Raw genomic sequence first — 22,519 nt, forward strand, 5'->3', positions numbered from 1 at the left:
TTTTACGGCCGCGAATATCCCCTTATTTACTAAAAATTATAAAATTGCTAAAACCCAGGCTTATGAATATTTTCTATTTTATTAAGTATTTCCTTTTGAAAATTGAATACTAATCTTTCTTTCAAAGAAAGATAATATTTTACTGTTTTATTTTTATCATCTAAATTAGTTAAATCTTGATTTTCATTTTCAATAACACGCTTAGTTATTTTGATATTCACAATTAACCTCCTCCATTACTTTTTTCCGTATTACGGAAAAACTCGTAAATAGCCGTCTGATATTCTTTTATATAATCTTTGTTAAGATCAAATGCATCATTTTGTGCAATTCTTTTGTTTAAATCCTCCCTTTCAGATACAATACCTAAAAAATCAACCTTTTCTTTTATCATGACTAATAAATTCTTACGGGTATTATTTTTTTTAAAACGAGTTACCAAAACAAAAATAGGTATATTAAATTTTAATTTTCTTAAAAAAAATTCTAATATCTCTAAACTTTCAAATGACCATCTCTCAGCTGTCATTGGAACTATTATATAATTACTACAAACTAAAGCATTTGTTAAAATAATATCTAAACTAGGACTTGTATCAATGATTATATAATCATATACGTGATGCAGTAACTTCAAACTTTGTTTAAATCTTAATTCTTTAAAAGCAATATTATCATTATGAAAGAAATGTAAATTTAAATAACTCGGCAATAAACTCAAATTGTCATTTATTTTAATAATTGGCGAATTTATATTTATTTTATCAATTAATACTTCATAAATATTTTGAACTGTAAGATTCAAATTTTGATCTTCTAGATTATCGTAAAAATAACTAGTAACTGAAGCCTGGGTATCCATATCAATTAACAGTACTTTATAATTTTCGCTTAAAAGCGTTGCAAATATTATAGCACTTGTACTTTTTCCAACACCTCCTTTAATTGAAGCAATAGTAATTATTTTAGGTTTTTTTCTATCCATTTAGTTATAATACCCCCATCTATCAATTTTTTATTGTAAAATTCATATACTTGTTTCTCCAGCCTTAAAAATGTCTTAATTAAAGAATCGTAATATTTCTTATTAGCTTTTTCTTTTTTAAGCAAATAAGCAATTCCTACAAGATAACAAAACACGCTACCTTTTTTAAATCTAAATTCTATGTAATAAACTTTTGAAAGCATAGATGCCTTTATAACCCCATTATCTTCATATTTTCTAATCACATTTTTTATTGGTTTTCTATACCCATAATAAATGCCTAAAAATTTATCATCATCTCTTAAAGAAAATAGGTGAAAATTGCTTATTCTTTTCCTATTGAATAAACCTCTAAATGCGATAAAGAATTTGTATTGCTGATTTTTATTAATGGCAAATGTATAAAAGTCCGTCATAACTTTTGTATGGTACAATGTTTTATTGTTATTGTTCTCTATCTGTAAAAAGATAGAATTATCCCTTTTATCCTTAATTTCTAACTTTTTTTCTTTAAGGCGTTCTAATACATTCTTCATAACTAATCCTTAACTTGTAACTTTTTTAGATTCTCCTAATTGTAAATAATCTTTATTATCTTCCATTAACTCTAAAAGTTCGTAGTGGTAATGGTTACTAAATACCTTGTTATATTCTAATGTGTTCTGTCTGCTTAAATAATTCTTTAATATTGGTACCAAAACCGATATGTCCACTTTATGTCTTAATTGTTCAAGAAGTATGCTAAATACGTTATTCCTAATGTCTCTCTCATTTTTTTGTGTGTTTTTATTAGTATATTCAACTGTTTTTTTAAGTTTTCCTATTATTTTCTTTAAATCACTGTATTTATCTCTTTCTATGATAAAGTGAGGTTTGTTTTTATATTGTTCATACACATTTTGTATTTGGCTCTCTAATTGTTTGCTGTCATATCCTTCATTCTTTAGATTAGCTTTTGTCTCATTTAGTATTTTACTTAATTCTTTTTGTTTACTCTCAAGTTTAGTGTTATTTGGTTTAGTATCACTTATTTTTTCATACCCACTATTTTCAGCTATTTTAATGGCTTTCAGTGCTTGAATTTTAAAATCTTTGTCTGCTTCTAAATTCAAAATAGAGAAGAAAGCATTTGATTTAAAATTGCATTTTTTAGCGTACTTTTCTACTTTTAATCTTTCTATGTATTTTGTGTTGTTTTTATCTTCTTCTTTTTTATTATATTTATTATATAAACACTCCCATTTTTCTACACTGCTATTTTTAGTGCAAGTCTTTTCAAGATATGCATTAACACGATTTTCGTGTCTTTCCTCTTTTTTATCTCTAAAGTGTTTGTTGATTATGCGGTAACATTCTTTTTTAGAGTATTTAAGTTTGTAATAAACTTCAGTACCCATGTTAACCCCCAAATGTCTGTGATAATTAATTGTTACTTTAAATTCTTTTTCTAATTTATAAAGATAACTTTGTAGAGTTTTAAGTTTAACAGGTTTTTGGTCATTTTTTTTCATATTATTATTGAAATAATAAAGTATGTTGCTTTGATTGTATTGCTTAAGATTTAAGTTCATATAATTTAGTGTAGATATTAAAACGATTAACTTGTGTTGGTATTTGTTGGTAGTCTTTTTTGTACTTTTCATACTTAATCTCCTAATTTGTGAATTTACTACTAACTATGATAATGCAATATCTGTGAAAAAGTAAACCTGTTTATAATAAAAATATTTTTAGTAAATACATTATAGGAGTATCAAATGAATACAAATATCCCAAAAATAAATGCTAAAAAAGTAGTGGTTGAGATTTAATATCTTTGTGATCTACTTAATAAAATAATCTAATGTACTAAGACTGTTAATTAGACTATTGGTATTATAGGTGATAACACTACTGGGTAGTGTTGCTATGAATTCTGATCCTAAAAAATCAGTAGTTAATGTCGCTAAAACTGTCGTAGCAGTAATTGGGGCTGACATATTACAGGTTATAGGCTAAACATGGTGATAGTTCTGTTATTGATGCTGTCAATGTAATGCTGAAGATATTATTATAACAGTTGTTATAGATTTAAGGTCCATGATTAAAGGTGGTAAATTTGATGGTTCAATATTGCTGATAATGATTATGCTCTTGCAGTTAAAGATGTGGCAGTAAGTATAGTCACTAAAGCATTGGGTACTTTAACTATAGCAATAAGAAAAACAATTGACATAGGTCTTAAAACCGTTCAAGATGCTATGAAAATTAATTCTACTGATACTTCTTTAACTACTGATGAGCAGATCCTTGAAGCTAAGAAAAACCAGTTAAGATTTAATAACAATAAACATAACTAAATAAAATCATTTTAAGAAAACATTTCTCTTCATAAGAATTGTTTTCTTTTTATTTATGTCTGGTCCTCTGAGTAAAAAATTAGGCACGTAATAATGAAAAGAATTACTTTAAGTGCGTTATTAATGACTTTATTTTTACTCATGTCTTGTAATAATTCAGGGACTTCTCCTAAAGATGGGCAAGCAGCTAAATCTGATGGCACTGTTATTGACCTAGCTACAATAAGTAAGAACATAAAAGACACTGTTGCTTTTGCTAAGAGTGTTAAAGACGTTCATACCTTAGTTAAGTCCATTGATGAACTTGCTAAAGCTATTGGTCAGAAAATTCAACAAAATTCTGATCAATTTGCTAATGATGGTGCTCATAATGGTTCTTTAATTTCAGGTGCGTTTCAAGTAATATTGACTGTAGAAACTAAATTAAAGTCTTTAGAGGATACAGTTGGACTTTCTGATACACTTAAGACAAAGGTTACTAGTTCTAAGATCGCAAGTAGGGCATTCTTAGATAAAGTGAAATCAAAGCATACAGAGCTTGGTAAAGAAGGTGCTAGTGATGCCGATGCTAAAGCCGCCATACTTGTAAGTAATGGTACTAAAGATAAAGGAGTTGATGAGTTGGTTAAGCTCAATACAGAAATTGATGCTTTGTTAACTGCTGCTGAAGCTGCAGTAACAGCTGCAATAAATGCGCTTTCAACCCCTGCTAAGTCAGATGCTCCTGCTCAATCTAACTAAGGATAAACAATTTAATTATTTATTATAAGATTACTTTTTAATTAATCGTAATTATCTGATAAAATAAAGTCTATAAATAATAAGCTAGGAGTTTTTTTCTCTTAGCTTTTTTTGTTTCTTTATTCTTTCTCTACTTGCTTTACTACTTTATTATACTTCTTTAGATTTCTTATGATTACTTATTAATTTTAGATTTATATTTATGTATTGTTTTTATCTTGTTTTATTACTTAATAATAACTTCTATTTTTTATTTTTACTTCTTAGTTGTGGCAGTGGTCAACAGGCTGCAAGCTCAGGTAGTCCTGGGACAGCAGTAAGCAATTCTCTAATTGAATTAGGTAGAAGTGCTGAAAATGTCTTTTACTCATTTATGACATTAATCTCAGATACATTAGGTTTTACTGCTAAATCAACTACAAAGAAAGAGGATGTAGGAAAATATTTTACTGCTTTAGGTAAGAAACTTGGAGAAGCATCAGAAGAGTTAGAACAAGTAGCAGTTAAATCAACAGCAGATGTCGATAAAAACGATGCATCCAAAAATTCTATTAGAGTAGCTATTGATGCTGCTAAGACTATTTTAATCACATTAAAAGGTTATTTAGACTCCTTAAAAGGGACAGGTGATGCTAACAAGGTAGGTGAAGCAGCAACTAATGCTGCAGGAACAGCAGCAGCTGATGCTGAATTAAAGGCTTTCTTTAAGGCATTGAAAGGAATTGTAGATACAGCTACTACAGAAGGTGTTGCAAAGCCAAAAGCAGGAGATATAGCGGTAAAAGTAGGTAATGGAACAGATAATAAAGATGGGGCTAAGATATTAGGTACCGATTTAGCAGCAACAGCAGGGGATTCAAGTAAAGCAGCAATACTATCAACAGTAAGTGATGAGGAAATGCTAGCATCAATAGTTGCGTCAAAAGAAGGTGATGCAGCACTAGTAGCTAATGCAACTGCACAGACAAGTGCCATTTCCTTTGCTAAAGGGGGTAATGCAGCTCACCTAGCAGGTGCAGATGCACAAGGAGGACAAGGAGAAGTACAAGCTGTAGGAGTAGCTGCAGTAAATAAGTTATTAGTAGCAGTAGAAGATATAGTTAAGAAGACAGTAAAGAATGTTCTTAAAACAGCGAAAGAAAAAATAGATAAAGCAAGAGCTCCAAAATCAGCAGGTCAGCAAATAAGATAGATATATTAATAAATAAGATAGATATATTAATAAATAAGATAGATATATTAATTACTTAAAAATAAGATTAGAAGGCAATCTTGGAGATGCGTCTCAGATTCCTTCTATATTGTTGTAATTAACTTCAAGCTGAGAAATTAGCTGCTGAATCTAAAATTTCTTTCTTTGATTCACTTATTAAAATAGGTCAAGGATTTCAAGAGATTTTTGGCATCTTTGGTAATGCTATTGGGGATACTTTGGGACTTACAGCTGTTAAATCGGGTGATAAGAGAAGTAAAGTTGGTGAACACTTTAAGAAAATAGGTGATGGGCTTACAACTACTAAAGATAAATTAGATGGGTTAGCTAAAGACATCGCTTCTGCTCCTCATGCTGATATTACAGGAGTTGAGATTACAATTAAAGGTGCTAGTGACGTTATTGTAAAACTAATTGACTCTGTAACTAAACTTGCTGGGGTAACTAATGATAGTACTGATATTGGTGATGCTCGGGCTGATGCTAATGCTGGTGCTGATGGTGCTGACAAGATTAGCGTTAAAGCTATTATTAAAGAAGTTAAAGCTATAATTGAGACTGCCGAAAAGTCTGGTGTACAGATTGAAAAAGGAACCGCTGGTAATTCTGTAGAAAATGGTAATGGACCTAAAGTACTTGCTGGTGGAAATGCTAGAGCTGCTGCAGGTGATGCTGCAAAATTAGCAGATGAAGTTGTTAAAGCAGACCCATGGGCTATGATTAATAAAATTAAAGATGCTAAAACCAAAGAAGGTGCCCTTAGTGCTAATGCCAATAACGATGCTGGAGAATTAGCTACTGGAACCGGTGCTGCTAATGTTACAGCAGCTACTAATGCAGACTTATCATCAGCTGTAGCTCTTAAAGCTATGACTAAAGGTGGTAAATTTACTCAACCTGCTGAAAATGAAGATGGTGCAGTTAAAGCTGCTGCTGTAACTGCTGTAAATAAGGTACTAGGTATACTTGACTTTATCATTAGGAAAACAGTAGCAAGTGAACTAGATAAGATAAGAGAAGCTGTTAAAGGAATAAAGTACTCTGAAACTACTATTGAAGCAACTGAAACCAGTACTACTCAACCTACTGTTACTAAATAAATTATCTATTTAAATAATCTAAATAAAGTCATTTTAGGAAAACTTTTCTCTTTATAAGAATTGTTTTCCTTTTATTTATCTCTTGTAATAATTCATGAACTGCTCCTAAAGATGGGCAAGCAGCTAAATCTGATGGCACAATCCTTGACCTAGCTACAATAACTAAAAACATTACTGATGCTGTTGCTTTTGCTAAAGATGTTAAAGACGTTCATACCTTAGTTAAATCTATTGATGAGCTCGCTAAAGCTATTAAAAAGAAAATTCAAGCAGGTGGTCTTCAAGATGATACTGATAATTTAAATGGAACATTGCTTGCAGGGGCATATCAAATAATGGCTGATGCAGACTCTAAATTGACAGCATTAGAAGGTAAGTCTGAAAAATTTGCTGGGATAAAGGATAAAGTTATTTCTGCTAAGCAGAAAAGTACAGCATTTTTGAATAAATTGAAGTCAGAAAATGCTACTCTTGGTGCGGCTTCAGCAGCTGTTTCTAGTGCTAATGCAAAGGAAGCCATAGATAGAAATAATGCTACTAAGACTAAAGGAGCAAAAGAACTTGAAGAGCTTAATACAGCAATAGATACGTTGTTAAAGGCTGCTGAAGATGCAGTAACAGCTGCAATAAATGCGCTTTCAACTCCTGCTAAGTCAGCATCTACTGCTCAATCTAACTAAGAGTAAACAATTTAATTTATTATTATAAGATTACTTTTTAATCAATCGTTATTTTCTTATAAAATAAAGTCTATAAATAATAAGCTAGGAGTTTTCTTCTCTTAGCTTAATTTGTTTTTTTATTCTCTCTTTACTTGCTTTACTTCTTTATTATACTTCTTAAGATTTCTTTGATTTCTTTTATCTTTTAGACTTATTTATTCCTTGATTTTACCTTGTTTTATTACTTAATAATAACTTAGATTACTTATTTTTACTTCTTAGTTGTGGCAGTGGTAGTACTAAGACTGAAGATCCTAAAACCTTATTCTTAACTTCTATTGCTAATTTGGGTAAAGGGTTCTTAGATGTTTTTACTTCACTTTCTGATATGGTTGCTGGGGCTTTTGGTATTAAAGCTGACACTAAAAAATCTGATATTGGTCAGTATTTCACTGATATTGAAAAGACTATGACATCTGTTAAAGAGAAGTTACAGACAGAAGTTGCTAAGAACGGAAATTACTTGAAAGTTAAATCAGTCGTTGATACATTTATCACTGAGACATTAGATAAGATCGCTGAAGGAGCTAAGACAGCTGCTAAAGGGGCTACTGGTGATGTTATTGGTAATGCTACTGCAACTGGACATGGGGCTACTCCTGCTAGCAAGGATTCAGTTGTTTCTCTTGTTAAAGGGATTAAGACTATTGTTGAAGTGGTTCTAAAAAAGGATGAGGGAAATGCAGGTGCTACTAAAACAGGAGAGGATAAAAAGGACGTTGGTAAGTTATTTGCTGATGATAATGGTAAAGCTGATGCAAAAGAAGAAAATATTGCAAAGGCATCAGCAAGTGTTGGTTCAGTGACTGGTGCTGATATTTTACAAGCTATTGCGAAATCCAAAGAAGATCCTCAAGTTGATAATGCTAATGGAATTGAAAAAGCTACAGATGCTGCTGAGATTTCTATTGCTCCGGCTGTTAACGACAAAAAAGAAATTAAAGAGGCAGAAGCTAAGAAAGATGCAGTGATTGCTGCGGGAATAGCATTAAGAGCTATGGCTAAGGATGGTAAGTTTGCTGCTAATAACAATGCTAAAGATGCTGATGCAGTTAATGGTGTTGCTGCTAATGCTGTTGGTAAAACTTTAAGTACTCTCATAATAGCAATAAGAAATACTGTTGATACTGGTTTAAAGTCAATAAGTGATGTTCTTGCTACAGTTACACAAGAAGATAAAGCTGTAGATTCTATTACACCTGTAGACGCAACAGCTAGTGGACAAAAACAGTAAAGAATTATTAATAAAACATAACTAAATAAAGTCATTTGAGGAAAACTTTTCTTTTCATGAGAATTGTTTTCCTTTTATTTATATCTTGCCCCCTTGAGTTAATAAGGAGGCACGTAATAATGAAAAGAATTACTTTAAGTGCGTTATTAATGACTTTATTTTTACTTCTTAGTTGTGGCAGTGGGAGTTCTAAGGTGGAAGATCCTAAAACCTTATTCTTAACTTCTATTGCTAATTTAGGTAAAGGTTTCTTAGATGTTTTTACTTCCTTTTCTGATATGGTTGCTGGGGCCTTTGGCATTAAAGCTGAGACTAAGAAATCTGACATTGGTAAGTATTTTACTGATATTGAAAACACTATGAACACAGTTAAAGCCAAACTAAATGATGTTGTTGCTACGAATGGTAACTATCCAAAGATAAAGGAAGTAGTTAATAAATTTATAGCAGGTATATTAGACAAGATTTCTGATGGAGCAAAGATTGCAGCAAGTGGTGCTGGGGATAATAGTACTATTGGAGATGCTACTGTAGATAAGGATGCTGTACATGCAGATGCAGCAAGTGTAAATGCACTTGTTAAAGGAATTAAAACTATTGTTGATGTGGTATTAAAAGGCAAAGGAGATGCATCCGCTAATGCTACTAAAGATGAGGGTGAAGATAAGAAATACATTGGTAAGTTGTTTAGTGAAGTGAAAGCTAATGCTGCAGAAGCGAAAGAAGCTACAGCAGCAAGTGCATCAATTGGAGCTGTAAGTGGAGCAGATATCTTGCAAGCTATAGTTAAGTCTGGTAATGTCGATAATAGTAAAAATATTGAAGATGCTACAGATGCTGCAAGTATTGCTGCTGCTAAGAAAGATAATGGTAAAAAAGAGATTAAAAATGATGCAAAAAAGGACGCGGTAATAGCAGGAGGAATAGCACTGCGGGCAATGGCTAAAGGTGGTCAATTTGCTATTAAGAGTGGTGAAAATGATGCTGTACCTATAGTAAATAGAGCAGCAGCCAGTGCTGTCTCAAAGACACTTGGCACTCTTATGCTTGCAATAAGAAATACTGTTGATACTGGTTTAAAGTCAATAAGTGAAGCACTAGCGGCCGTTAAACAAGAAGATATGCCAGTAGAAACAAGTGAGTCAGGCACTGGTAAGTAAGTAGAAAATAAAAATCAATAATAAAGGCATTAAAGGGAAACGGGACTCATTAAATTGAGTAGTTTTCCTTTTTTAGTTAATAGGGTAATTGAACTAAGTATAGTATAGATTACATATTGAGTGTATGGTGATTAAATAGATTACGCAAAGTTAAGTGTGGAATTAGTAAGGTATGTGTAATTAGTAAAGAGCAGGAGCAGCAAATGGGAATACAACTCCATTGGAATTTGCAAAAGGGGGGCAAGCAGATCATGTATCACATTCAGCGGATGCAAAAGCAGTACAATCGGCAGGCGTAACTGCTGTAACTAAGCTATTAGTAGCAGCAGAGGATCTAATTAAGAAGACAGTAAAGAATATTCTTAAAATAGCAAAAGAAAAAATAGACGAAGCAAGATCAGGGAAGGGAATGATAAATTTAAAAGAAAAGGAATAATAATAAGGTTAAAATAGATATTTAGATTATTTAGTGATGAGAGTAGAAGGCAATCTTAGATTTATATCTAAGATTGCCTTCTATATTGTTGTGATTAAACTTAAGAAGTTAAATTGGCTACTGAATCTAAAATTTCTTTCTTTGATTCACTTATCAAAATAGGTCATGGATTTCAAGAGATTTTTGGCGTTTTTGGTAATGCTATTGGGGATGCTTTTGGATTTACAGCTGTTAAATCTGGTGATAAGAGAAGTAAAGTTGGTGAACACTTTGATAAGATAAGAAAAGGTTTAGAAGATACTAAAGGTAAATTAGATGGTTTAGTAAAAGACATAACTTCTACTCCTCATGCTGATACTACAGGAGTTGAGGCTACAATTAAAAGTGCTAGTGACGTTATTGTAAAACTAATTGACTCTGTAACTAAACTTGCTGGAGCTACTGGTGATACTGATATTTCTGATGGTGCTGGTGCTAATGCTGTTGCTGTTGGGGCTGAAGTGGCTAGCGTTAAAACTGTTATTGAAGAAGTTAAAGCAATTATTGATGTAGCAGATAAGTCTGGAGTAAAGGTTAAAGCTGGAAATGCTGGTGTGCAGGTAGCTGGGGGTGCTGCTACTGCTGGAGCAGCACTTGTTGGTAAAGCTGATGCCGCAGCACCTGCAGCAGGTGCTGGTTCTAAGCTAGCTGATGAGGTTACTAAAGCTGATTCATGGGCTATGATTGATAAGATTAAGAATGCTAAATTTGAAGGTGCTCTTGCTGCTGGTGATAATAATGAAGCTGGTGTACTTGCAGTTGGTATTGCTGGTAATGGTGGTGATAATCATAATGGTGCAAAAACCAATGCTGATCTGGTAGCAGCTGTTGCTCTTAAAGCTATGACTAAAGGTGGTAAATTTAGTGCTGCTAATGATGATGCTGAAGCAGTGAAGGCAGCAGCAGCAAGTGCTGTAAATAAGGTATTAGGAGTACTAGATATAATAATTAAGAAAACAGTAGAAAGCGAACTAGATAAAGTAGGAGAAGCTGTTAAGGGAATAAAGTACTCTGAAACTACTATTGAAGCAACTGAAGCTACTACTATTCAACCCGCTGCTGCTAAATAAATTATCTAATTAAATAGTCTACTAAATAAAGTCATTTGAGGAAAACTTTTCTTTTCATAAGAATTGTTTTCCTTTTTTACTATCTGTAATAATACTTAGGTCTAAATAGTATTGATAGCAATCCTTTAACAACAGATTGATGGTAATACTGTATTTGAGCTTTTTGATAAACCAAAGGAAATTGACCTAACACTTTATTTTGAAGATAGGGATAACACTTCTGGGCATGGGAATGTGACTAAAACCTTTCTTAATCTTAGAGTACGTATGAGTCATAAGTTTAGGATTGCTCCAATTAAACCTATAAGTAATAAATTTACTAAAATTGCTACATTAATAGAGCCATTTGCTACATCTAAGCAGATGGTAAAAGTAATGATGATTCATTAGATAGCCTCTCAGCATCATATATGTTATTGACTTTGGGAGTGCGTACTCTTAAGCGCATTTTACTAAAATAAGTTTCCTATAATAGTTAAAATATTATATAATAATTACATAAGGAGTGTTTTTATGGGACTTGCTCAACCAGTTATTACTCAACAAATGGTTATATCAGAACTTACCAAGGCTGGTATAAGTAAAGATATTGCTATTGATCTCTCTTACAGATATTATAAAAATGAACTGACTTATAAAGATATTGAATTCTTAAAAGAGAACTTTGATATAAAGTTGAAACACTTAGAAGATGAGATTAGTAGTGTTAAGGATGAACTTGATACCAAAATCGATACTAAATTTAATGAACTTGATAACAAGATTAATACTGTTGAGAATAATTTTAACCTTAAGCTTGAAAAAGTTGAATCACTATTACAAGCTGAGATTCAAAGGGTTGAGACAACCTTAAAATCTGATATTAGAGACCTGGACAATAAATTCGATACTAAATTCAATGAACTTAATACTAAGATATACACTGTTGAAAATAATCTTAATAATAAGATTGATACTAAATTTAATGAACTTGATAACAAGATTGACAACGTTAGAAGTGAACTGAAATCAGACATTAAGGACCTCGATACTAAGATTGATAACGTTAGAAGTGAATTAAAATCTGATATTAAAGATCTCGATACTAAGATTGATGTTAACAAAATGGAACTTAAGAGTACACTAAGACTTCATGGTTGGATGTTTGGTACTCTTATTACCCTTAATATAGGAATATTTTTAGCATTAATGTCATTGTTAGTAAAGTGAATTTATTTAATTGATATATTATCAATTATTTTTTTTACAAAACACTAAATTTTTAAATACAATTTAACTTCATTAATCGTTGAATCACACACAATCTCTGCAATGTTAAAGTACTTATTCTTTTATCTTCTGTTTTTATGCTTTATCAAAGGTTTTTAACCATCTTGCCTACCCTAAGTAATAAGGAGGCACGTAATAATGAAAAGAATTACTTTAAGTGCGTTATTAATGACTTTATTTTTACTTCTTAGTTGTGGCAGTGGGAGTGCTAAGGCTGAGGATCCTAAAACCTTATTCTTAACTTCTATTGCTAATTTAGGTAAGGGTTTCTTAGATGTTTTTACTTCTCTTTCTGATATGATTACTGGTGCTTTTGGCATTAAAGCTGAGACTAAAAAGAGTGAAGTAGGGAAGTATTTTACTGATATTGCAAATACTATGACATCTGTTAAAGAGAAGTTAAACACTGTAGTTACAGCGCATGGTAATTATCCAAAAGTTAAATCTGTTGTTGATACATTTATCACTAACACATTAGACAAGATCGCTGATGGGGCTAAGACAGCTGCTAGTGGGGCTACTAGTAGCGATGCTATTGGTAATGCTGTTAAAGCAGGTCAAGATGCTGCACCTGCAGAAGTAGCAAGTGTCAATGCCCTAGTTAAAGGAATTAAAGATATAGTTGGTGTAGTTTTGAAAGATGGTGAAGGAGATGCAGGCGCTACTAAGACAGAAGAAGCTGAGAAAAAATCAATTGGTAAGTTATTTAGTGGGAAAAAAGATACTGATGGTACAGAAACACAAGCTGCTGCAGCTAGTGCATCAATAGGAGCAGTAACTGGGGCTGATATATTAAAAGCTATTGCTAAGTCTGCTTTAACCGAAGCTGATAAAGATATTGATAAAGCAAGTAACGCAGCAGAGATTGCTACTGCTAAGGCTGATGCTAATGGTAAAGATTTTGGAGATGGACAGAAAGATGCAGTTATTGCTGCTGGTATTGCTTTAAGAGCTATGGCTAAGGGTGGTAAATTTGCTGCTAAAACTGGGGAAGATAAATCTGCTCATGCAGTTAATGGAGCAGCAACAAGTGCGGTAGGTAAGACTTTAAATACTCTGATAATAGCAATAAGAAATACTGTTGATAGTGGATTGAAAACAATAAATGCAGTTCTTGCTACAGTTACACAAGAAGATAAGTCTGCAGAAGCTACTACACCTGCAGACGCAACAGCTAGTGGACAGTAACAATAAATAATGATTAATAACAAATACATAACTAAATAAAGTCATTTTAGGAAAACTTTTCTTTTCATAAGAATTGTTTTCCTTTTATTTATCTCTTGTAATAATTCAGCTACTGCTCCTAAAGATGGGCAAGCAGCTAAATCTGATGGCACTGTTATTGACCTAGCTACAATAACTAAAAACATAAAAGACACTGTTGCTTTTGCTAAGAGTGTTAAAGAAGTTCATACTTTAGTTAAGTCTGTTGATGAGCTCGCTAAAGCTATTGGTAAGAAAATTAAAACAGATGAGACAGGTGCTTTAGAGGCTTTTACAGCTGATCAAAATGAACAGTTAATTGCAGGGGCATTTCAAGTAGTATCAGCTGTAAAAGGTGAATTAGAGAGTTTAGTGCAGGTAGATGGAATCTCTGATGCACTTAAGGCAAAGGTTAATGAGGCCAAAAATGCAAATGATGGTTTATTAGTTAAATTTAAAAGCTCTGCAAAGGATAATGAAAGTGTTAAAAAAGATGCAGAAGCAAAAAAAGTTATAGATAAAACCGATGCTTCTGCTTCTGACCTTAAAAAATTAAATACAGTCATTGATGAGTTGTTAACTTCTGCTGAATCTGCAGTAACAGCTGCAATTACACAGCTTACAACTTCTGTTAAGGCAGAGCCTACTAAGTCTTAATTAAGAAATTAATTATTATAAGATTACTTTTTAATCAATCGTAATTATCTGATAAAATAAAGTCTATAAATAATAAGCTAGGAGTTTTCTTCTCTTAGCTTATTTTCCTTTTTTATTCTATATTTACTTGCTTTACTACTTTATTGTACTTTGTAGATTTTTTTGATTACTTTTATCTTTTAGATTATATTTATGCCTTGATTTTATCTTGTTTTATCACTTAATAATAACTTATATTGCTTATTTTTACTTCTTAGTTGTGGCAGTGGCAGTGCTAAGACTGAGGATCCTAAAACCTTATTCTTAACTTCTATTGCTAATTTAGGTAAAGGTTTCTTAGATGTTTTTACTTTACTTTCTGATATGATTACTGGTGCTTTTGGTATTAAGTCTGAGACTAAAAAATCTGATATTGATAAGTACTTCACTTCTATTGAGACAACTATGAACACAGTTAAAGCCAAACTAAATGATGTTGTTGCTAAGAATGGTAAGTTTGCTGCTAATGCTGAAAAAGATGCTAATGCAGTTAATGGTGTTGCTGCTAATGCTATTGGTAAGACTTTAAGTACTCTTATTATTGCTATTAGAAATACTGTTGATAGTGGATTGAAAACAATTAGTGATGCTCTTGCTACAGTTACACAAGAAGATAAATCTGTAGATTCTACTACACCTACAGATGCAGCAACTGGTGGACAGTAACAATAAAGAATTATTAATAAAACATAACTAAATAAAGTCATTTGAGGAAAACTCTTCTCCTTTCATGGGAATTGTTTTCCTTTTTTACTATCTGTAATAATATTCAAGTCTAAATAGTATTGATAACAAGCCTTTAGCAACAGATTGATGGTAAAATTACATTTGAGCTTTTTGATAAGATAAAGAAAATAGATTAAACACTTTATGTTAGATTTAAGGACCCTTGAAAATCATATTTTACTAACATAAAGTTCCTATAACACTTAAAATATTATGTAATAATTATATAAGGAGTTTTTTATGGGTCTTGCTCAACCAGTAGTTACTCAACAAATGGTCATCAATGAACTTACTAAAGCTGGTATAAATAGAGATATTGCTATTGATTTATCTTACAGATATTATAAAAATGAACTGACTTACAAGGATATTGAATATTTAGAGACTACTTTTAACCTTAAGCTTGAAAAGGTAGAAGCAACCTTACAAGCCGATATTAGAGACCTTGATAATAAATTTGCTAACGTTAAAAATGAGTTAAAATCTGATATTAGAGACTTAGATACCAAAATTGATACAGTTGACAATAATCTTAACATCAAGATTGATACTAAATTTAATGAGCTTGATAATAAGATTGACAACGTTAAAAGTGAGTTAAAATCTGATATTAGAAACTTAGATACCAAAATTGATACAGTTGAGAATAATCTTAATAATAAGATTGATACTAAATTCAATGAACTGGATAATAAGATTGATACAGTCAGAAGTGAATTAAAATCTGACATTAAAGACTTGGATAATAAGATTGATAATGTTAAAAATGAGGTTTCTCTTGTTAGAAAAGATATGGAAATTAATAGGGTGGAGCTTGATAATAAACTTGATAAAACTGCATCTGAATTTAAGAGTATATCAAGACCTGCATAATTGGATGTTTGGTACCCTTATTACACTTAATATAGGAATATTTTTAGCATTAATGTCATTATTAGTAAAGTAAATTTATTTAATTATTACCTTTCTTTAATTGATTACATATCAATTATTTTTTATCAAAATCATTTAATTATTTGTTAACAACAATTAACAGGATTAATTGTTGAATCACACGCAGTCTTTGAAATGTTAAAGTATCTGTGTTTTTAGCTTTTTTATTTTATGTTCAAAACTTGTTAATCATTTTGTCCTTCTATTTTGCCCCCTGAGGTAATAAGGAGGCACGTAATAATGAAAAGAATTACTTTAAGTGCATTATTGATGACTTTATTTTTATCTTGCAATAAGGAGGGACTATAATATGAAGCATAGATTAAATGAGAGAATTAAAAACTTTAATATAACTATACTTATATCTTTATTTTTACTTATTAGCTGTGGAAGTGGTCAACTTCAAGCTGAGAAACTGGCTGCTGAATCTAAAATTTCTTTCTTTGATTCACTTATTAAAATAGGTCAAGGATTTCAAGAGATTTTTGGTAATGCTATTGGAGACATCCTAGGATTTAGCGCAGTAAAATCTACAGATAGTAAAAGTAAAAGTAAAGTAGGAGAACACCTTAATAAGGTAAAGAAAGGATTAGAAGATACTAAGACTAAGTTAAACGATCTATCAGGAAAAATATCTGAAGTAACTAGTGCTGATGGAAACACAATTGAAGCTGTTAAGAGTGTAATTAAAGGAACTGGTGAAGTTTTTGATAAATTAATTGCTTCTGTGACTAAACTTGCTGGTGTAACTAATGATGGTACTGCTATTGGGGATACTGCTAATGCTGATGCTTCAGCACCAGCTAATAAAGATAGTGTTGAAGCTATAATTGTAGGAGTTAAAGAAATTATTGATGTAGCAGATAAGTCTGGAATCAAGATTGAAGCTGGGAATGCCGGTAGTCCGGTAGCCAATGGGGCGGGAACTGCAACTGCTACTATTAATGCTAATGCTGCTGCAGGTGCTGGAGCTGGTCCTAAGCTATCAGATGAAGTAGCTAAGGCAGATCCATGGGCAATGATTGCAAAGATAAAAGATGCTAAGACTAAAACTGAACAACTTACTGCTGGTGCTGATAATAATGCAGGAGAATTAGCTACTGGTGCTAATGCTGCTGATGCTAATGGTGCTAAGGCAGCTACCAATGCCGACTTAGCAGCAGCCGTTGCCCTTAAGGCAATGACTCAAGGTGGTAAACTTAGTGCTAATGCTGCTAATAATGAAGCTGATGCAGTTAAAGCTGCTGCTGTAAGTGCTGTAAATAAGGTATTAGGAGTACTTGATTTTATAATTAGGAAAACAGTATCAAGCCAACTAGAAAAGATAAGAGAAGCAGTTAAGGGAATACAGTACTCTGAAACTACTGCTGAGGCAAGTGAAGCAGGCACTGATAAGTAGGAAAGAAAAATCAATAATAAAGGCATAAAGGGAAACGGGACTCATTAAATTGAGTAGTTTTCCTTTTTTTAGTGATTGAACTAAGTATAGTATAGATATTATATATTGAGTGTATGGTGATTAAAAAAAGTTTATTATCTGTTTTTACTTTCTTTAGTTATATGGTGGTTGACGCTTTTTGTATTAAGGCTGTTACTAAAAATAGCGATATAGGAAATTATTTTACCTATGTTTAAACCACTATGCAAACATTAAAAGATAAATTAAACACTGGGTTGCAGAGGATGGTGATTACGATAAGTGAAGGGAGTGATTGATAAGTTTAATTACGGGGACATTAGACAAGATTGCTGCAGGAGCAAAGAAAGCTGTTAGTGGCGATACTAATGTGGCATCAATTGCTGATATTGTGATAGTGTTTTCATTACAAGTGTCAAGAACCTTGTTAAAGGAAGAAGAGAAATTATTACTTTAGTATTGAAAGAAGAAAATGGATGGGTAAATAAAACTAATCTTGCTCTTAGTATGATAAAAAAAATTGATAATTTATTTAGTGCTAAAACAGGGTCTTAAATATTAAAGACATTACTGTTAATAAAGATAGTAGAGTTGCAAAAGCTAAATATGCGGAGTTAGCTTTTGCTAATGGTATTTGTAATGATGAAAACTTATTATTCAAAATCCAAAAGATATACAACCATAGCAAGTTCTATAGATTTAATAGCTATGGCTAAAGATGGTAAATTTGCTGCTAAAAATGGGGAAGATAAATCCGCTCATGCAGTTAATGGTGTTGCTGCAAGTGCTGTTGGTAAGACTTTAAGTACTCTCATAATAGCAATAAGAAATACTGTTGATATTGGTTTAAAAACAATAAGTGATGCTCTTGTTACAGTTACACAAGAAGATAAGTCTGCAGATTCTACTACACCTACAGACGTAACAGCTAGTGGACAATAATAATAAATAATTAATAACAAATACATAACTAAATAAAGTCATTTTAGGAAAACTATTCTCTTTATGAGATTCGTTTTCCTTTTATCTATATCTTGTAATAATACTCAGGTTTAAATAGTATTGATAGCAATCATTTAACAACAGATTGATGGTAAGATTGTATTTGAGCTTTGTATAAGATAAAGAAAATAGACTAAACATTTATATTAGATTTAGGGACCTTCTTAAGTCACATTTTACTAACTATAAAGTTCCTATAACACTTAAAATATTATATAATAATTACATAAGGAGATTTTATGCAAGATTCATCATTACATTCTGTTGCTAATACACAAATTTTTAATGGGCATATTACAGAGGAGATTATATATCAAGAATTTGTAAAAATGGGTATGCAAGATTTTGTTGCAAATGAGCTCTCTAAAAGATATTACCGTAATGAACTAACTTATAAAGATATTGAATATTTAGAGAGTAATTTTAATCTTAAGTTTGAGATGTTAGAGCGTAGTTTGAAATCTGAAATTATTTCTGTTAGAACTGAGCTTGATAACAAGATTGACATTGTTAGAAATGAGTTAAAATCTGATATTAAAGACCTGGATAACAAGATAGATTCTGTTGAAAGTAATTTAAATGTGAAGATTGACACTAAATTTAATGAACTTGATAATAAAATAGATATTGTTGAAAGTAATTTAAATGTGAAGATTGATAACGTTAGGAATGAGTTAAAATCTGACATTAAAGACCTGGATAATAAGATAGATTCTGTTAGAGCTGAATTAAAGTCTGATGTTGCATCTGTTAGTAATGAAATTTCTCTTGTTAGAAAAGATATGGAAATTAACAGAATGGAATTTAAAAGTACATCAAAATTACATAATTGGATGTTTGGTACCCTTATTACTCTTAATATAGGAATATTCTTAGCATTAATGTCATTATTAGTAAAGTAAATTTATTTAATTAGCCCCTTCTTTAATTGACCTTCTGTTAATTATTTTTTTACAAAGTAATTCAATTTTTTGTTAAAAACAATCAATTTTGTTGATTGTTGAATTACACACAGTCTCTGAAATGTTAAAGTATCTGTGTTTTTAGCTTTTTTATTTTATGTTCAAAACTTGTTAGCCATCTTGTCCTTTTATTTTGCTCTCTGAGAAAAAAGGAGGCACGTAATAATGAAAAGAATTACTTTAAGTGCGTTATTGATGACTTTATTTTTACTTCTTAGTTGTGGCAGTGGCAGTACTAAGGCTGAGGATCCTCAGAGCAGATTCTTAAAATCTGTTATTAGTTTAGGTAATGACTTCTTAAATGTTTTTACTTCACTTTCTGATATGGTTGGAGGTGTTTTAGGTTTTAATACTAAGAAGTCTGATATTGGAGTTTACTTTAAGAAAGTACATGATACTCTTTCATCTACTAAGACAGCCCTTGAAAAAATTGTTACTGATATGAAATCTGAAAATAATCCTAATACTGCTGCAACTGAGACTGCAATAAATAAATTAGTTAGTGAAACACTTGATAAAATAATAGAAGGAGCAAGCGAGGCTGTAAAGGGTGCTGAAGGTAATGACTCAATTGCTAGTGTTGGTACTGCTAATGTTGGTGCTGCTGGTGAGGAAAATGCAGTTAAGTCCCTTATTGAGGGGATTGGAAAGATTGTAGAAGTGGTGCTTGGAAATAAAGGAAGTGCTGATGCTGGTGATAATAATAACGCTGAAAATGGTAATGCAAGAAATAATAATGGTGCAGGTAAACTGTTTGCTAATGCTAATGCAGGTGCTGCTGCTGAAGCAAAGAAAGTAGCAGCTGATGCAGCAAAAGCAGTAGGAGCAGTAACCGGAGCTGATATATTACAAGCTATGGTTAAAAATGATGCTGTTACGTTAGCTAAGCATGCTGGTGGTGCAGGTGCTGAGTCTAATAAAAAAGATGCAATAATAGCAGGAGGAATAGCACTGCGAGCAATAGCAAAGAATGGTAAATTTTCTGGTGCTAGTGATGGTGATGCTGATGCAAAGAAAGCAATAGAGGGAGTAGCTTTAAGTGCAGTAACAAAAGCATTAAATACACTAACAATAGCAATAAGAAATACTATTGACGTGGGACTTAAGGGTGTTAAAGATGCTATGAAAATTAATCCTGAAGATATTCCTCCTGTAACTAATGATAATACAACCTCTGAAACTAAGAAGAACTAATAGTCATGATTAGATAGGATTAGTAAGCAATATATAACTAAATAAAGTCATTTGAGGAAAACTCTTCTTTTCATAAGAACCGTTTTCCTTTTATTTATATTATACTTATGACTTTATTTTTACTTATGTCTTGTAATAATTCAGGAACTATTCCTAAAGATGGGCATGCGGCTAAATCTGATGGTACTCTTATTGACCTAGCTACAATAACTAAGAACATAAAAGACACTGTTGCTTTTGCTAAGAGTGTTAAAGACGTTCATACTTTAGTTATGTCCATTGATGAACTCGCTAAAGTTATTGGAAAAAAGATTGATGCTAATGGACTTGCTACCGAAAGTGCTCATAATGGATCCTTAATTGCAGGAGCATATAGTGTTATAGAAGTTGTGGATACTAAATTAGGGACATTGGCAGGAAAAGTTGGGCTTTCTAGTGATTTGAAGGCAAAAGTTGGTAGTGCTAAGAAGGAAAGTACAGCATTTTTAGCTAAAGTGAAGGCAGATCATGCCAATCTTGGAAAAGAAGATGTTGATGATGCGCATGCAAAAAATGTTATAGATGTAACAGATGGTACAAAAGATAAAGGGGCCTCAGAGCTTATTAAACTCAATACAGTCATTGATGAGTTGTTAAAGGCTGCTGAAGATGCAGTAACAGCTGCAATAAATGCGCTTTCAATCCCTGCTAAGTCAGATTCCCCTACTCAATCTAACTAAGGATAAACAATTTAATTATTTATTATAAGATTGGTTTTTAATCTAAGGTAATTATCTGATAAAATAAAGTCTATAAATAATAAGCTAGGAGTTTTCTTCTCTTAGCTTATTTTGTTTCTTTATTCTCTATTTATTTGCTTTATTACTTTATTATACTTTGTAGATTTCTTTGATTACTTTTATCTTTTAGATTATATTTATACCTTGATTTTAACTTGTTTTATCACTTAATAATAACTTAGATCGCTTATTTGTAACTTTATTTTTACTTCTTAGCTGTGGCAGTGGGAGTGCTAAGGTGGAAGATCCTAAAACCACATTCTTAAACTCTATTGCTAATTTAGGTAAAGGCTTCTTAGATGTTTTTACTTCACTTTCTGATATGGTTGCTGGGGCTTTTGGTATTAAGGCGGAGACTAAGAAAAGTGAGGTAGGAGCGTATTTCACTAAAATTGCTGACACTATGACATCTGTTAAAAAGAAATTGAAAGATGAAGTTGCTACGAATGGTAATTACTCAAAAATTAAATCTGTTGTTGATACATTTATCACTAACACATTAGACAAGATTGCAGAAGGGGCTAAAACAGCAGCAACAGGGGCTACAGGAGAAGATAAGATTGGTGGTGCTACTAATGCAGGTCAAGATGCTGCACCGGCAGATACTGCAAGTGTAAATGCTCTTGTTAAAGGAATTAAAACTATTGTTGACGTAGTTTTAAAAAAGGATGAGGGTAAAGCAGATGCTACTAAGACCGCAGAGGATGAGCAAAAATCAATTGCCAAATTGTTTGGTAGTACTAAAGATAATAGTACTGATGCCATAGCAGGAGCAGCAAGTGCATCAATAGGTGCTGTAACTGGGGCTGACATCTTGCAAGCTATTGCTAGCTCTGTTGATGCTAAAGATGTTGCAATTGATCAAGCAAAAGATGCTGCAAGTATTGCTATTGCCAAGAAAGAGGATAAGAATGATCTTGATGCTGCAACAAAAAAAGATGCAGTTATTGCAGGAGGTATAGCTTTAAGAGCTATGACTAAGGATGGTAAATTTGCTTCTAAGAATGAAGCAAAATCTGCTCATGCAGCAAATGGGGCAGCTGCTAGTGCAGTAGGTAAAACTTTAAGTACTCTAATAATAGCAATAAGAAATACTGTTGATAGTGGTTTAAAAACAATAAGTGAAGCACTAGCGGCCGTTACACAAGAAGATAAATTCGCAGATTCTACTACACCTGCAGAAGCAGCAACTGGTGGACAGCAACAATAAAGCATTATTAATAAAACGTAACTAAATAAAGTCATTTGAGGAAAACTCTTCTTTGCATAAGAATTGTTTTCCTTTTATTTATGTCT

At 32.0% G+C, this 22,519-nt stretch carries 18 protein-coding genes and 8 pseudogenes; 22 read left to right on the plus strand and 4 right to left on the minus strand.

Annotated features, from left to right (window positions below; translation table 11 throughout):
- Positions 1-47 precede the first annotated feature (47 nt).
- From BT0_RS04730 to BT0_RS04745, 4 genes are read right to left on the minus strand one after another with little or no spacing between them, the layout of a single operon-like run.
- Positions 48-221, minus strand: a complete 174-nt coding sequence (locus tag BT0_RS04730; RefSeq protein ID WP_181005561.1) for a hypothetical protein — start codon at positions 219-221, stop codon at positions 48-50.
- A gap of 2 nt (positions 222-223) precedes the next feature.
- Positions 224-985: a ParA family protein gene (locus BT0_RS04735; protein ID WP_088895131.1), complete on the minus strand. Its 762-nt coding sequence runs from the start codon at positions 983-985 to the stop codon at positions 224-226.
- Positions 961-1,521, minus strand: a complete 561-nt coding sequence (locus tag BT0_RS04740; protein WP_088895132.1) for a DUF226 domain-containing protein — start codon at positions 1,519-1,521, stop codon at positions 961-963. The genes BT0_RS04735 and BT0_RS04740 overlap by 25 nt, the downstream gene beginning before the upstream one ends.
- Positions 1,522-1,530: 9 nt before the next feature.
- On the minus strand, positions 1,531-2,628 hold the full coding sequence (locus tag BT0_RS04745) for a plasmid maintenance protein (protein ID WP_088895133.1): 1,098 nt from the start codon (positions 2,626-2,628) through the stop codon (positions 1,531-1,533).
- Between the two features lie 468 nt (positions 2,629-3,096).
- Between BT0_RS04745 and BT0_RS04750 the strand changes: the two genes are divergently transcribed.
- The 22 genes and pseudogenes from BT0_RS04750 to BT0_RS04850 form a co-directional block, all read left to right on the plus strand.
- Positions 3,097-3,324: a variable large family protein gene (locus tag BT0_RS04750; protein ID WP_418214861.1), complete on the plus strand. Its 228-nt coding sequence runs from the start codon at positions 3,097-3,099 to the stop codon at positions 3,322-3,324.
- 93 nt (positions 3,325-3,417) lie between these two features.
- Complete coding sequence (locus BT0_RS04755; RefSeq protein WP_088895135.1) at positions 3,418-4,065, plus strand: Vsp/OspC family lipoprotein; 648 nt, start codon at positions 3,418-3,420, stop codon at positions 4,063-4,065.
- Between the two features lie 202 nt (positions 4,066-4,267).
- Positions 4,268-5,257: a variable large family protein gene (locus BT0_RS04760; protein ID WP_088895136.1), complete on the plus strand. Its 990-nt coding sequence runs from the start codon at positions 4,268-4,270 to the stop codon at positions 5,255-5,257.
- 134 nt (positions 5,258-5,391) lie between these two features.
- A pseudogene (locus BT0_RS04765) lies at positions 5,392-6,378 on the plus strand (variable large family protein); the annotation flags it as partial.
- Positions 6,379-6,518: 140 nt separating this feature from the next.
- Complete coding sequence (locus tag BT0_RS04770) at positions 6,519-7,058, plus strand: Vsp/OspC family lipoprotein (RefSeq protein WP_145954709.1); 540 nt, start codon at positions 6,519-6,521, stop codon at positions 7,056-7,058.
- A 247-nt stretch (positions 7,059-7,305) separates the two neighbouring features.
- A pseudogene (locus BT0_RS04775) lies at positions 7,306-8,334 on the plus strand (variable large family protein); the annotation flags it as partial.
- Positions 8,335-8,453: 119 nt separating this feature from the next.
- Positions 8,454-9,494, plus strand: a complete 1,041-nt coding sequence (locus BT0_RS04780) for a variable large family protein (protein WP_215533926.1) — start codon at positions 8,454-8,456, stop codon at positions 9,492-9,494.
- 196 nt (positions 9,495-9,690) lie between these two features.
- Positions 9,691-9,930 (plus strand): annotated as a pseudogene (locus BT0_RS04785) (variable large family protein); the annotation flags it as partial.
- Between the two features lie 110 nt (positions 9,931-10,040).
- Positions 10,041-11,039: pseudogene (locus tag BT0_RS04790) on the plus strand (variable large family protein); the annotation flags it as partial.
- A 234-nt stretch (positions 11,040-11,273) separates the two neighbouring features.
- The gene (locus BT0_RS05750; protein WP_161491418.1) at positions 11,274-11,429 is read left to right on the plus strand and encodes a hypothetical protein; all 156 of its coding nucleotides are present in this window, start codon (positions 11,274-11,276) and stop codon (positions 11,427-11,429) included.
- 123 nt (positions 11,430-11,552) lie between these two features.
- Positions 11,553-12,248, plus strand: a complete 696-nt coding sequence (gene bdr, locus BT0_RS05945; RefSeq protein ID WP_236842863.1) for a Bdr family repetitive protein — start codon at positions 11,553-11,555, stop codon at positions 12,246-12,248.
- Positions 12,249-12,446: 198 nt separating this feature from the next.
- The gene (locus tag BT0_RS04800; protein ID WP_088895140.1) at positions 12,447-13,496 is read left to right on the plus strand and encodes a variable large family protein; all 1,050 of its coding nucleotides are present in this window, start codon (positions 12,447-12,449) and stop codon (positions 13,494-13,496) included.
- 156 nt (positions 13,497-13,652) lie between these two features.
- Positions 13,653-14,171 (plus strand): Vsp/OspC family lipoprotein, encoded by a 519-nt coding sequence (locus tag BT0_RS04805; protein WP_257789429.1) that lies wholly within the window; start codon positions 13,653-13,655, stop codon positions 14,169-14,171.
- Positions 14,172-14,417: 246 nt separating this feature from the next.
- Positions 14,418-14,876 (plus strand): annotated as a pseudogene (locus tag BT0_RS04810) (variable large family protein); the annotation flags it as partial.
- A gap of 300 nt (positions 14,877-15,176) precedes the next feature.
- Positions 15,177-15,882: pseudogene (gene bdr / locus BT0_RS05950) on the plus strand (Bdr family repetitive protein).
- A 297-nt stretch (positions 15,883-16,179) separates the two neighbouring features.
- Positions 16,180-17,268: a variable large family protein gene (locus BT0_RS04820; protein ID WP_088895143.1), complete on the plus strand. Its 1,089-nt coding sequence runs from the start codon at positions 16,180-16,182 to the stop codon at positions 17,266-17,268.
- A gap of 313 nt (positions 17,269-17,581) precedes the next feature.
- A complete protein-coding gene (locus BT0_RS05765) occupies positions 17,582-17,743 on the plus strand; it encodes a hypothetical protein (RefSeq protein WP_161491420.1) in 162 nt (53 codons plus the stop codon).
- Between the two features lie 209 nt (positions 17,744-17,952).
- Positions 17,953-18,228, plus strand: a pseudogene (locus BT0_RS04825) (variable large family protein); the annotation flags it as partial.
- Positions 18,229-18,527: 299 nt separating this feature from the next.
- Positions 18,528-19,190 carry a Bdr family repetitive protein gene (bdr, locus tag BT0_RS05955; protein ID WP_236842864.1) on the plus strand — a complete coding sequence of 221 codons (663 nt, stop codon included), beginning with the start codon at positions 18,528-18,530 and terminating at the stop codon, positions 19,188-19,190.
- Positions 19,191-19,415: 225 nt separating this feature from the next.
- Entirely contained in the window at positions 19,416-20,444 is a 1,029-nt protein-coding gene (locus tag BT0_RS04840) for a variable large family protein (RefSeq protein ID WP_088895146.1), read from the plus strand.
- 125 nt (positions 20,445-20,569) lie between these two features.
- Positions 20,570-21,163: a Vsp/OspC family lipoprotein gene (locus tag BT0_RS04845; RefSeq protein WP_236842865.1), complete on the plus strand. Its 594-nt coding sequence runs from the start codon at positions 20,570-20,572 to the stop codon at positions 21,161-21,163.
- Positions 21,164-21,410: 247 nt separating this feature from the next.
- Positions 21,411-22,433, plus strand: a pseudogene (locus tag BT0_RS04850) (variable large family protein); the annotation flags it as partial.
- Positions 22,434-22,519 lie beyond the last annotated feature (86 nt).

Origin of the sequence: Borrelia turicatae 91E135 (genome assembly GCF_000012085.2) — a bacterium.
GTDB classification, from domain to species: Bacteria; Spirochaetota; Spirochaetia; order Borreliales; family Borreliaceae; genus Borrelia; species Borrelia turicatae.